General features: G+C 42.7%; 13 protein-coding genes. 12 read left to right on the forward strand and 1 reads right to left on the reverse strand.

From position 1 onward, the window contains the following. The first annotated feature begins 11 nt into the window (after positions 1-11). The 10 genes from PG840_RS09660 to PG840_RS09705 all read left to right on the forward strand — a co-directional run bounded on the left by PG840_RS09660 (position 12) and on the right by PG840_RS09705 (position 9,566). Positions 12-1,034: a rod shape-determining protein gene (locus PG840_RS09660; protein ID WP_118198279.1), complete on the forward strand. Its 1,023-nt coding sequence runs from the start codon at positions 12-14 to the stop codon at positions 1,032-1,034. Continuing rightward, entirely contained in the window at positions 1,035-1,922 is an 888-nt protein-coding gene (gene mreC / locus PG840_RS09665) for a rod shape-determining protein MreC (RefSeq protein ID WP_117823648.1), read from the forward strand. Between the two features lie 2 nt (positions 1,923-1,924). After that, positions 1,925-2,452 carry a rod shape-determining protein MreD gene (gene mreD, locus PG840_RS09670; protein ID WP_173826051.1) on the forward strand — a complete coding sequence of 176 codons (528 nt, stop codon included), beginning with the start codon at positions 1,925-1,927 and terminating at the stop codon, positions 2,450-2,452. Between the two features lie 61 nt (positions 2,453-2,513). Beyond that, a complete protein-coding gene (locus PG840_RS09675; RefSeq protein ID WP_442872507.1) occupies positions 2,514-5,354 on the forward strand; it encodes a penicillin-binding transpeptidase domain-containing protein in 2,841 nt (946 codons plus the stop codon). Positions 5,355-5,373: 19 nt separating this feature from the next. Next, positions 5,374-6,018 carry a septum site-determining protein MinC gene (locus PG840_RS09680; RefSeq protein ID WP_242999992.1) on the forward strand — a complete coding sequence of 215 codons (645 nt, stop codon included), beginning with the start codon at positions 5,374-5,376 and terminating at the stop codon, positions 6,016-6,018. A gap of 13 nt (positions 6,019-6,031) precedes the next feature. Next, on the forward strand, positions 6,032-6,823 hold the full coding sequence (gene minD, locus PG840_RS09685) for a septum site-determining protein MinD (RefSeq protein ID WP_215686514.1): 792 nt from the start codon (positions 6,032-6,034) through the stop codon (positions 6,821-6,823). An 11-nt stretch (positions 6,824-6,834) separates the two neighbouring features. Beyond that, positions 6,835-7,065 carry a cell division topological specificity factor MinE gene (locus PG840_RS09690; RefSeq protein WP_022221008.1) on the forward strand — a complete coding sequence of 77 codons (231 nt, stop codon included), beginning with the start codon at positions 6,835-6,837 and terminating at the stop codon, positions 7,063-7,065. Further along, entirely contained in the window at positions 7,062-8,186 is a 1,125-nt protein-coding gene (locus tag PG840_RS09695; protein WP_195250629.1) for an FtsW/RodA/SpoVE family cell cycle protein, read from the forward strand. The genes PG840_RS09690 and PG840_RS09695 overlap by 4 nt, the downstream gene beginning before the upstream one ends. A 14-nt stretch (positions 8,187-8,200) precedes the next feature. Continuing rightward, positions 8,201-8,596 carry a methylglyoxal synthase gene (locus PG840_RS09700; protein WP_008370250.1) on the forward strand — a complete coding sequence of 132 codons (396 nt, stop codon included), beginning with the start codon at positions 8,201-8,203 and terminating at the stop codon, positions 8,594-8,596. Then, a complete protein-coding gene (locus PG840_RS09705; protein ID WP_055157101.1) occupies positions 8,580-9,566 on the forward strand; it encodes a D-alanyl-D-alanine carboxypeptidase family protein in 987 nt (328 codons plus the stop codon). The genes PG840_RS09700 and PG840_RS09705 overlap by 17 nt, the downstream gene beginning before the upstream one ends. Positions 9,567-9,688: 122 nt before the next feature. Here the strand turns inward: PG840_RS09705 and PG840_RS09710 are convergent, their stop codons facing one another. Further along, complete coding sequence (locus PG840_RS09710; protein ID WP_022221010.1) at positions 9,689-9,895, reverse strand: DUF378 domain-containing protein; 207 nt, start codon at positions 9,893-9,895, stop codon at positions 9,689-9,691. A gap of 79 nt (positions 9,896-9,974) precedes the next feature. Here PG840_RS09710 and PG840_RS09715 point away from each other — a divergent pair, with 79 nt between their 5' ends. Then, on the forward strand, positions 9,975-10,919 hold the full coding sequence (locus PG840_RS09715) for a TIGR01212 family radical SAM protein (protein ID WP_055248553.1): 945 nt from the start codon (positions 9,975-9,977) through the stop codon (positions 10,917-10,919). A 17-nt stretch (positions 10,920-10,936) separates the two neighbouring features. Continuing rightward, positions 10,937-12,352 (forward strand): HlyD family efflux transporter periplasmic adaptor subunit, encoded by a 1,416-nt coding sequence (locus PG840_RS09720; protein WP_270613557.1) that lies wholly within the window; start codon positions 10,937-10,939, stop codon positions 12,350-12,352.

A 12,352-nucleotide genomic window follows, 5' to 3' on the forward strand; every position in this document is an offset into this window, starting at 1 on the left:
AACTTTAGATTATGGCGCGAAATATTTACGGTCTTGATCTCGGGACTTATGAGATCAAGGTGTATGATAAAAAGCAGGACAGTACGTGGAAAGAGAAGAATGTAATTGCTATTGTGGACGGAAAAGAGATCTTGGCTGTCGGCGATGAAGCATATGCGATGTTCGAGAGAACACCGGGAAATATTGAAGTGGTGTTTCCGATGAAAGAAGGGGTAATCAGCAGATTTACGGATATGCAGTATCTTCTTCAGAATCTGCTGAAGAAAGAGCGCCGTTTTACAAGAGGATCAGAATATCTGATCGCAGTACCTACGGATGTCACAGAAGTTGAAAAACGGGCGTTTTTTGATCTGGTTGTTCATTCAACGGCTAAAGCAAAAGAAGTGAGTATTGTAGAACGCGGTGTTGCGCAGTGTATCGGAATGGGAATTGATGTCCGGAAGACAAAAGGGATGCTGATCGTTGATTTTGGTGCGGCTACAACCGAATTATCTGTAGTAGGTTCAGGTGGCATGGTACTTAATAAAATGCTTAAGATTGGTGGTATGACATTTGATGTGGCAGTTCAGAATATGGTCCGCCGGAATTATGATTTTCTGATCGGAAGACAGACAGCCGAGGCTCTCAGAAAACGTTTTGGAGTGCTTGGCGGAAACGGAAAAGCTTCCATGGTGGTTGCCGGACGTAATCTGGTTGTTGGTGTACCAAGATACCAGGAAATCCCAAGCAGTGCGGTACGGGCTGCGATGAAAGAATCTCTGGAAACCTGCACTTCGCAGATTGGTCAGTTGATTGAACGGACCCCACCGGAGGTAGCCCGTTCAATCAAAAAGAATGGAATCTGTCTGACGGGTGGTGTTTCCAGGCTACCGGGGCTTGACCGGTACATAGAAGCTGTGACTGGATATCCGGTGCATGTGGCTGCTAAGCCGGATCTGTGTGCAGTAGAAGGGCTGCGACGGATGATCAATTCAAAAGAACTTAAAAAAATTTCGTACTCAATGTTGGATGAAAATTATAGGTGGATAAGATAGATGAAAAGAAAGAATCAATTTTCGACATCAAATAAATACTGGTTGCTGATCCTTGCTATCATATGTATTGTATTGATGGGACTTTCCGGATTTGCAGAGTCCGGGAAAGGACCGCTTTCCTGGGCAGCAGGTTACACGATCGTGCCGATGCAGAAAGGAATCAACCGTGTCGGGATGTGGATCGGCGATGTTTCAGAGAATTTTGCAACACTTCAGGAAATAAAAAAAGAAAACAAAGAACTGAAATCCCGACTGGAAGAGATGACGACTGAGAATAACCGGTTGCAGCAGAATTCAGCAACGCTGGAAAGATATAAAGAACTATATAAGATGGATCAGAATACAGCGGATTATCCGAAAGTTGCTGCAAATGTAATCGCCAGCGAGAATAGCAACTGGTTTTCGAAATTTACGATTGATAAGGGAAGCAATGATGGGATCAGGAAAGATATGAATGTCCTATCTGGAACCGGACTAGTTGGAATCGTCACAGAAGTCGGACCGAACTGGGCAACAGTAAGTTCGATTATCGATGATAAAAATGTAAGTGCCATGATCTTGACAACCTTTGACAAATGTATTGTAAGCGGAGATCTGCAGACGGTGCAGGACGGACTTTTAAAATTTGAACAGCTTGCCAATAATGAAAATGAAGTGGCGGTTGGAGAACAGGTTGTAACATCGAATATCAGCAGCAAATATCTGCAGGGACTTCTGGTTGGATATATTTCAGAGGTAAATGTAGATTCCAATAACCTGACAAGATCCGGATATATCATTCCTGCTACGGATTTCAAGGAATTACAGGAAGTTCTTGTTATTACAACAACAAAGCAGGATCTGATCGATGGAAAAGGTGAAAGTGGAAGCGATAACGGAGGCGAATAGACATGAAAAAGATTAAAAGGATCCTGATCTGTGCTGTGTTGATCACTGTCTGTTTTCTTCTGGAGACAACGGTGTTTCAAAAGCTGGCGTTTGCCTCGATTATTCCGAATCTCCTGATTATCGTGACGTCCTCATTTGGATTTATGAGGGGACAAAAAGAAGGAATGATCATCGGCTTTTTCTGTGGACTTTTAAAAGATATACTAGGTGGAAATCTGCTTGGATTTTATGCGCTGATCTATATGCTGATCGGATATGGCAACGGATTTTTCCAGAGAGTATTTTATGACGAAGACATCAAACTCCCTTTGGCACTTATTGCCGGCAGTGAGTTTTTATATGGTATGGTGATTTATGTCCTTTTATTCATGTTAAAAAGTGATTTCCATTTTTTGAATTATCTGAGACATGTGATCATGCCGGAACTGGTTTACACGATTCTGGTTACACTTGTTCTGTATCAGATCATTCTGCATATTAACCGAAGACTTGAAGAAGAAGAAAAAAGGAGTGCTAGCAGATTTGTTTGATTTATTGGATCGTCTGAAAAGATGGTTTATCGACTTGGTAAAATCTAGAGTGTTTGTGCTGATGCTTGTGTTTATTGTGCTTTCTGCAATTTTGATACAGCGTGTGTTTGCTTTACAGATCGTAAACGGACAGGCATATCTGGATGACTATAAGCTTCAGATCCAGAAAACAAAAGAGGTACAGGGAACCAGAGGTCGTATCCTGGACCGGAACGGAGTGGTTCTGGCAGATAACAAGCTCGCATATTCCGTCACGATTGAAGACAACGGTGACTATGATACGGTTAAAGAGAAAAATAAAATCATCAATGCAACAATTGAGAAAGTGATCAGTATTGTTGAATCGAATGGAGATTCTATTGTCAATGATTTCAAAATTATTCTCAATGATAATGGAGAATATGCTTATTCCATGACAAGCGAGGTGCAGCGTCTGCGGTTCCTTGCGGATGTGTTTGGAAAAGCAACCATTGATAAGCTCAGTAACAAGCAGAAGGCATACAGTGCGGCAGATCTGATGCATTATCTCTGTACAGATGAGACCTACGGTTATGGGCTGGACGAACAGAAACTGTCCAAAGAAGAAATCCTGAAGCTGGTAACAATCCGATATTCCATGGGACTGAACCGCTATCAGAAGTATGTGGCTACAACGATTGCAAGTGATGTCAGTGAAAGTACAACAGCTGCTATTATGGAAAACCTGGATACTCTTCAGGGAGTTAATATTGAAGAGGATTCAATCCGTTATTACCCAGACAGCAAATATTTTGCGTCTATTCTTGGTTATACGGGTGTGATTTCACAAGATGAATATGATGCGTTGGATGAAAAGGAGCAGGACTCGTATTCTCTTACGGATGTGGTTGGAAAAGCAGGGCTGGAGCAGACACTGGATAAAACACTTCAGGGTGAAAAAGGTGAAATCAAACTTTATGTTAACAGTGTGGGAAAGGTCATTGAGTCCAAGCAGGGGAAAAAGGCAAAGGCAGGAAATGATGTCTATCTTTCTATTGATGCCAATCTGCAAAAGGCAGCTTATGATCTCCTGGAAGAAAAGCTTGCCGGAATCATCCTTTCCAATCTGACTACGTCTCTGACCTATGACCGTACACAGGCAGAAGAGGGAAGTGATGTGAAGATACCGATTGGTGATGTTTACAATGCATTTATTTCTAATGAGATTCTGAATGTGGGACATTTTGAGGCTGCGGATGCCGGGGAGACTGAGAAAAGTGTGTATGCGTCATTTTCTTCTAAAAAGGAGGCAGTGCTTGCAGATGTGATGGCACAGCTGAGTGATTCAGGTGCGCCGGCATATAAAGACTGTGATGAGGATATGCAGGCATATCTCAGTTATATTATCAGTACTGTACTTACCCAGAATGCAGCAATCATTCAGAAAGATTCGATTGATACCAATGATTCTACATATATTGCGTGGGAAAATGATGAGAGCATCAGTCTCTATACTTATCTGAATTATGCGATCTCCAAGAACTGGATCGATACATCAAAACTGACTGATTATATGAACAGTGACAGTGAGTATTCGGATCAGAATGAAGTATATCAGGGGATTCTGGCGTATATCAGTGCAAATCTTCCTAAGGATTCCGGATTTGACAAACTGATCTACAAGTATATGATACGCAATGAAGAAATCACAGGAAGCCAGATTGGTATGATGCTTTATGAGCAGGGAATTCTGAATTATGATGCAGATGTTTATAATAAGCTTGCGGATGGTACAATGACCGCCTATGATTTCATGTATTCCAAGATTGAAGATCTGGAAATCACACCGGGACAGCTTGGACTGGAACCATCTACCGGATCGGTCGTAGTAACTGACACGAAGACCGGACAGCTTCTTGCCTGTGTATCCTACCCGGGATATGATAATAACCGGCTTGCAAATACCATGGATTCAGGCTATTATACAAAGCTTTTAAATGATCAGTCAGCACCGTTATATAATAATGCGACGCAGGAGAAGACGGCACCGGGATCTACTTACAAACCACTGGTTGCTGTTGCCGGACTGACAGAAGATGTCATTGATACCAGTACGTATATCAGCTGCGGCGGACTCTATGAAAAAATTTCACCGAGTCCACGATGCTGGATTTATCCGGGGTCGCATGGAAGTCTGAATGTGACGAGTGCGATCCAGCATTCCTGCAATATGTTCTTCTATGAAGTTGGATACCGTCTGGGACTTACAAACCAGATGCTCAGTAATGCAAAGAGCAGCGAGTCGGGATATTCTTCTGACCAGGGATGTGAGACGCTTCTGAAATATGCGACTATGTTTGGACTGAACCAGACAACAGGAATCGAAATTCCGGAATCGTCACCTCAGGTATCTGATCAGGACTCTGTACGTTCTGCAATCGGTCAGGGTACTAATAACTATACGACAACTCAGCTTGCAAGATATGTTACAGCAATTGCAAACAGAGGAACTGTTTATAATCTTTCCCTTCTGGATCATGTGGAAAATAAGGATGGTAAGGTAACAAAAACTTACGAACCGGATGTGCTGAACCAGATAGAGGGTGTTTCCGGAAATACATGGGATGCTGTTCAGTCGGGAATGCGGGCAGTTGTTACCAGCAACAGTACATATTCTTCGCTGGGAAATATTACAATGTCAGGTAAAACCGGTACGGCACAGCAGAGTACTACACATCCGGATCACGGTCTGTTTGTTGGCTATGCGCCAAGTGACGATCCGGAAGTCGCATTTGCGATCCGTATCAAAAATGGTTATGAATCTTTATATCCGTCAGAGATTGGAAGAGACCTGATGCGCTATTATTATGGAGAGACAAGCCGTGATGAGCTGATCACAGGGCATGCATCGGCAGCAGGTTCATCATCGACACATGGAGACTAGATTGAGGGGGATCACAGGTATGAAACAGAAAGTCATCATTAAAAGTAATAAATACGGTCTGATTGTTCATATGGATCCTGATGCAGAGTATACAGAGATTCTGAAGGAATTGAGAGAAAAATTTACCGAATCTGCCCGCTTTTTCAAAGATGCGACCATGGCGGTTACGTTTGAAGGGCGGATTCTTACAAAACCACAGGAAGAAGAGGTCATTGGTCTGATCACTGATGTCGCTCATATCCATATTGTCTGTATTTTTGATACTAATGAAAATACAGAAAGATTATACAAAAAAGTAGTAGAAGACTCTCTTAACAGTTTAACCAGAAAAGAAGGTCAGTTCTACAAAGGTACACTCAGACAAAGGCAGGTACTGGAGACAGAGCAGAGTATTATTATACTTGGCGATGTAGAGTTTGGTGCAACCGTAGTATCCAAGGGCAATATTGTTGTGCTGGGTGCGGTAAGGGGAACGGTACATGCCGGGGCAACAGGAGATCGGAATGCGTTTATTACGGCGTTGTCGATGAGACCGCATGTGATGAAGATTGCAGATATTGTATCAACACATACATATCTTCAGGATGAAACCGTAAGACCAAGTATCGCCCGTCTTGACGGCAAGCGCATTTATATCGATCCACTGGAGAATTTAGAGTGGTAGGAGGATCTGAAAAATGGGTGAAATTATTGTAGTGACATCGGGAAAAGGCGGTGTCGGAAAAACAACAACGACAGCAAATATAGGTGCCGGACTTTCAAGGCTCGGGAAAAAGGTACTGGTGATCGATACGGATCTGGGTCTTCGGAATCTGGATGTTGTCATGGGACTTGAAAACCGGATCGTATATAATCTGGTCGACGTGATCGAAGGTGGCTGCCGTTTGAAGCAGGCGATGATCAGTGATAAGCGTCATGAAAATCTGTATCTGCTGCCATCGGCACAGACAAAGGATAAGTCAGCGATCACACCGGAGCAGATGATCAAGCTTACAAATGAGCTTCGAGATGAATTTGATTACGTTTTACTGGATTGTCCGGCAGGGATTGAGCAGGGATTCCAGAATGCGATTGCCGGAGCTGACAGAGCATTTGTTGTGACAACGCCAGAAGTATCCTCCATTCGTGATGCTGACCGCATCATTGGGCTGCTGGAGCAGAATCACATGAAAAAACTGAATCTTATTATTAACCGTATCAGGATGGATATGGTGAAAAGAGGAGAGATGATGTCAGTAGAAGATGTGACAGAGATTCTTCCCATCGATCTGATCGGAGCAATTCCGGATGATGAACAGGTCGTGATCGGAACGAACCAGGGAGAGACGGTTGTAGATATGGATTCGCTGGCGGGAAAAGCATATACCAATATCTGCCGGCGTATAACCGGTGAAGAAGTGCCATTTCTCGATCTGGATAAACAGGAAAGTTTGTTTTACAAACTTTCCCATATGTTTAAAAGAAATTAGGAGGATGTATCATGCATGTATTTGAAAGAGGTATGCACCACTCATCTGTCCGCATTGCAAAAGAACGTTTGAAAAGCCTTCTTGTTTCGGACCGGGTGCAGTGTCAGCCAGATACTTATGAACTTTTGTGCGGAGAATTATACCACACAATCGGAAAATACATGAAGATAACCGAAGATAATTTTAAAGTGGAAATAACACGTTCACAGATTAGAATCAACTTGACAGGAGAAAAATCGTGAGATTACCAAAAAAGACAAAACCTTATCATTTAAAAGATGTGAAATTCGGTCTGGTCATTTCTGTTATTGCTATATCGATTATTGGAGTTATGGTAATCGGAAGTGCAAAGCAGGCAGTACAGGGAAGACAGATCATAGGACTTGTCGCCGGAGTGATCCTGATGATCATTCTTTCGATGATAGACTATGTATGGCTTCTGAACTTTTACTGGATTTTATACGGGATCAATATCATTGCACTGGTATGTGTAAAGCTGTTTGGAACCAATGTAAATGGTGCACAGCGGTGGATCGATATCGGAGTGACGAATTTTCAGCCATCAGAGCTCAGCAAAATACTGGTTGTCGTATTCTTTGCAAAATTTCTGATGAATCATGAGGATGATCTGAGCAGTGCTGCAACCATCCTGAAAGCAGTAGGACTGATTGCACCAACACTGATCCTGATCGTTCTTCAGCCAGACCTTTCAACAACCTTATCCATAGCGCTTGTCTTTTGTGCTATGATGTATCTGGCGGGACTGAGTTATCGATTTATCGGAACCCTGATTGCGATTCTGGTTCCGGTTACGATTATTTTTATCAGTATTGTTGTACAGCCGAATCAGCCATTTCTGCACGATTATCAGCAAAAGCGTATTCTGGCATGGCTGGAACCGCAGAAATATGCAAGTGATGAAGCTTACCAGCAGAATAATGCAATTATGGCGATTGGTTCCGGACAGCTTACCGGTAAAGGACTGAATAATAATACAACCACATCCGTGAAGAATGGAAATTTTATTTCTGAGCCACAGACAGACTTTATTTTTGCAATTGTAGGTGAAGAATTAGGTTTTGTGGGTTGCTGTATCGTGATTGGTCTGTTATTATTGATTGTAGTACAATGCATATTGATAGGACTCAGGGCACAAGATCTGGCGGGGCGGATTATTTGCTGCGGTGTAGCCGCGCAGATAGGATTTCAGTCGTTTATCAATATCGGCGTGGCAACAGGGATCTTACCAAATACAGGAATTCCCCTTCCGTTTGTTAGTTACGGACTGACTTCGCTTATCAGCTTATATATGGGAATTGGCATTGTATTAAATATAGGGCTTCAGCCTAAAAAATATCAGTAAAAGGAGCTGAGAAAATGAATATCGGACTTATTGCGCATGACTCTAAGAAAACACTGATGCAGAATTTCTGTATTGCATATCGTGGGATTTTGAGCAAGCATGAGTTGTATGCGACCGGTACAACCGGCCGGCTGATCGAAGAAGTTACTAATCTTTCTATTCACAAATATCTTGCGGGACCGCTGGGCGGCAAACAACAGCTCGGTGCGCAGATTGCACAGAATGGAATTGATGCTCTAATCTTTCTTCGGGATCCACAGAATCCAAAGCCACATGAACCGGATGTAAATGATGTCATTCGTCTTTGTGACATGCACAACATCCCGATGGCTACCAATCTTGCAACGGCAGAAATCATTATACTTGCATTAGACAGAGGAGACTTGGATTGGCGTGAGATGTATAAGTAGAGCAAAAAGTGCCGCACTGGTATGTGTGGCATCGATAAGTCTGTTTACAGGTGGTTGCATCGGAGGAAAAGGAGCAACACCTGTGACAGCATATGAACTTAAAAATTATAATCAGGATTTATACCAGGGAAAGCTTTATGCAGAGGAGCTGTGTGTAGCACAAAATGATGTGGCGTTAGAGGGTTATACAGAAGATACTGAATTGCACAGTGCTGCATTATTTGATCTTACAGGAGAACGTGTATTATATTCTTATAAAGCGCATGAACGACTGTATCCTGCCAGTACAACCAAGATCATGACGGCACTTCTCGCTATTGAGAATGCAAATTTGGATGACCAGGTGACGATCAGTGGAAACGCAGATGCATCCAGTTTTCCGGCGGATGCGCAGGTGTGCGGCCTTGCGAAAGGAGAAGTCTGGACACTCAGGGATCTTTTGGGAGCTCTTCTTTTGTATTCTGGAAATGATGCAGCAACTGCAATCGCGGAATATGTAGGTGGATCAGAAGAAGCGTTTGTTAATATGATGAACCGCAGAGCCCAGGAATTGATGGCGAACGGGACTCATTTTATGAATCCGCACGGACTGCATGATGACAATCATTATACAACAGCGTATGACCTTTATCTGATATTTAATGAGTGCATAAAGCATGAAGATTTTGTAAATATCATACAGAGTGAAGCATATACCGCATATTATACAGATGTGGACGGTAACAGCCAGGAGGCGTTGTTTACACCGACCAATCTCTATGCGCAGGGAGAGGTGGATGTGCCGGAGAATGTTACGATCGTAGGCGGGAAGACCGGGACAACAGATGAAGCAGGATATTGTCTGATTCTGATGGAAAAAGATTCCAGTGACAATCCATACATATCGATTGTTATGGGAGCCTCAGAAAAACCGGTTCTGTATGAGGATATGACATCATTGATCGAGGCAATCCCGTCTGGTCAGCAGTAAATGTGGTGTGTGAATCTTATCGTATACACAAAAAGGGGCATCTCTTGTCTGGGAGCCCCTTTCTTTTTTTCAAGCATGTAGAAAATACACCGAGATGGTATCAGGTACATTACCTGGGCGTATTAAGATTCGGACATGGATCCGATTCTACCAAAAAGACTGATCAGGTAGAGTCCACACAGTCCGACGATCGTGTAGACGATACGTGAGAGCCATGACATGTTTCCAAAAAGCCAGGCAATAAGATCCAGACGGAATATACCGATCAGAAGCCAGTTCACAGCACCGATGATCACGACGGTGAGTGCTGTATTATCAAACCATTTCATGTAAATATCCTCCTTATACGATTCTATACGGTTAGTATGTGTTAAAATTTTGTGATTATTCATAAATGAGAGGAAAAATATGTTATATTATAAATATTCGGATTACCTGAAAAACAAATATGGTGAAAAAGTATACAAGCTTCCGGTGAACCTTCCGGTCACATGTCCAAACCGTCTTGACGGAGATGGATGTGCATTCTGTGCCGGTGCAGGAACCGGATTTGAGGCAATGGCGGCTACAGTTTCTGTCACAGAACAGTTGACACGGACCAGACAGATGATCACGAGAAAATACCATGCCAACAAATATATTGCATATTTTCAGAATTATACCAATACCTTTCTTCCTCCGGACAGATTTCGCAGTTATCTGATGGAGGCTACCAGGATTCCGGGTGTCGTGGAGATATCTGTTTCCACAAGACCGGATTGTGTTTCGGCTGAGTATCTTGATATTATGAGAGATATCCGCGCGATGACCGGAATTCAGATGAATGTAGAACTTGGATTACAGACAGCAAATTATCATACACTGCAGATGATCGACAGGGGACATGGTCTTGCAGAATTTATCGATGCAGTACTGCGGATTAAAAGATATACTGGTATTTCAATCTGTACCCATGTGATTCTTAATCTTCCGGGAGATACGGCAGCGGATGCAAAAGAGACTGCAAGAATCCTTACTGCGCTTGGTGTGGATATTGTGAAACTGCATTCGCTTTATATTGCCAGAAATACACGGTTGTGCGATTGGTATGAAAATGGTAAAATAACGGTATGTTCAAAGGAAGAATATTTTGAAAGAGTGATTACGTTTCTTGAACAGATTCCGGAAACCGTGGCAGTAGAACGAATGTTTTCAAGAATTCCTGAGAAAGATGCGGTATTCTGTAACTGGGGATGCAGCTGGTGGAGGCTGAGGGACGAACTGCTGCAGAAGATGGAAGAGGAAGGCAGGTATCAGGGCAGGTGCTGTGATTATCTGAATGGTGCGGCACTGTGCCTGTTAAAATCCGAATAGATTTGGAGGCTTGATTTTTGGCTGGGAAAAAGAAGAATACGGAGGTTGTCAGCCTCCAGAAATATAAACGAAAAGGACATTTAAATATTGGTACGATTCTGTTTGGAATTATTTTTGTGTATCTTGTTTTTACCGTTCTGATCTATTTTACAAAAGACAGAGTGAGTGTATATGAGGTACGGGAAGGAAGCATTTTAAAAGACAGGAATCTTACCGGAATGGTTCTCAGAAAAGAAACGGTGGTAAATGCTGAAAAAAGCGGATATGTCAATTATTTTGTAGACGATGCACAGAAGGTTGCACTTGGAACCAATATTTACACCATTACGTCTTCCAAGCTCGAGACACAGACGGATCAGGACAGCAATGAAGAAGTTTCCCTGAATGCAGATGAATGGAACAGTATTCTGCTGAAGGCACAGGGATTTAATGAATCCTATTCACCGGAGGAGTTTAAGACGGCATCAAATCTGAAAAGTGAAGTAACAGCGATCTTACAGAACAATACGACACAGAGCAGGGTTGCACAGCTGAATTCTATTCTGCAGTCCGGAAATGTAGATGCATTTCAAAGCCCGGATGACGGAATCGTGGAGCTTTCGGTAGATGGCTATGAAAATCTGACGACAGATAATATCACGGATGAGATGTTTGATAAGGCAAATTACAGTGTCACAGAGCTTTCAGGCAACCAGAAGATTGATGCAGGGCAGCCGGTATATCGCCTGGTCACAGATGAAGAGTGGACGGTAACGATACGCCTGACCTCTGATCTGGCACAAACCTTCCAGAAAAAAATGAACGGGGAAGATTCCCTTTCTGTTGAGGTCAGATTCCTGAAGGATAATAAGGACCTGTGGGGAACTATGCGACTTACGGAAAAGAAAAATGATATTTATGCCAATATTACTTTTAAGGATTCCATGATCCGGTATGCAGATGAACGGTTCGTGAATATTGAACTGATCCTGGAAGACGAGTCCGGGCTTAAGATTCCGAAAACCTCGGTAACGGAGAAAGACTGTTATGCTGTTCCGATAGATTATATCACGAGCGGCGGGGCTTCTCAGAACGAAGGTGTCTACAGGCAGACGACCAAAAAAGGAAAGACGACAACGGAATTTATTCCGGTGACGATCATTAACGAGGATACGGAATCGGGTATTGCATATCTGGATACAGAGAATCTGAAAAAAGGAGATACTCTTTTGTTGCCGGAATCTTCCGATACGATGGATCTTTTGAAAACCGAAAGCATCAAAGGAGTTTATAATGTCAATAAAGGCTATGCTGTATTCAAGCAGGTTCAGATCCTGAGTGAGAGTGATGAATACTATATTATTGCAGAAGGAAACAGCTACAGTCTTTCCAATTATGATCATATTGCCCTGAACGGAGATTCTGTTCGGGATAATCAGATAGTAAGTCAATAA

The sequence above is a fragment of the Coprococcus sp. AM97-35 genome (assembly GCF_027697525.1).
In the GTDB taxonomy this organism is placed as follows: Bacteria; Bacillota; Clostridia; order Lachnospirales; family Lachnospiraceae; genus Allocoprococcus; species Allocoprococcus comes.

Excerpts from the sequence above, each read along its gene's own strand:
- PG840_RS09660 (WP_118198279.1), top strand. The coding sequence starts at position 12 with ATGGCGCGAAATATTTACGGTCTTGATCTCGGGACTTATGAGATCAAG.
- mreC (WP_117823648.1), top strand. The coding sequence starts at position 1,035 with ATGAAAAGAAAGAATCAATTTTCGACATCAAATAAATACTGGTTGCTG.
- mreD (WP_173826051.1), top strand. The coding sequence starts at position 1,925 with ATGAAAAAGATTAAAAGGATCCTGATCTGTGCTGTGTTGATCACTGTC.
- PG840_RS09675 (WP_442872507.1), top strand. The coding sequence starts at position 2,514 with ATGCTTGTGTTTATTGTGCTTTCTGCAATTTTGATACAGCGTGTGTTT.
- PG840_RS09680 (WP_242999992.1), top strand. The coding sequence starts at position 5,374 with ATGAAACAGAAAGTCATCATTAAAAGTAATAAATACGGTCTGATTGTT.
- minD (WP_215686514.1), top strand. The coding sequence starts at position 6,032 with ATGGGTGAAATTATTGTAGTGACATCGGGAAAAGGCGGTGTCGGAAAA.
- PG840_RS09690 (WP_022221008.1), top strand. The coding sequence starts at position 6,835 with ATGCATGTATTTGAAAGAGGTATGCACCACTCATCTGTCCGCATTGCA.
- PG840_RS09700 (WP_008370250.1), top strand. The coding sequence starts at position 8,201 with ATGAATATCGGACTTATTGCGCATGACTCTAAGAAAACACTGATGCAG.
- PG840_RS09710 (WP_022221010.1), bottom strand. The coding sequence starts at position 9,895 with ATGAAATGGTTTGATAATACAGCACTCACCGTCGTGATCATCGGTGCT.
- PG840_RS09715 (WP_055248553.1), top strand. The coding sequence starts at position 9,975 with ATGTTATATTATAAATATTCGGATTACCTGAAAAACAAATATGGTGAA.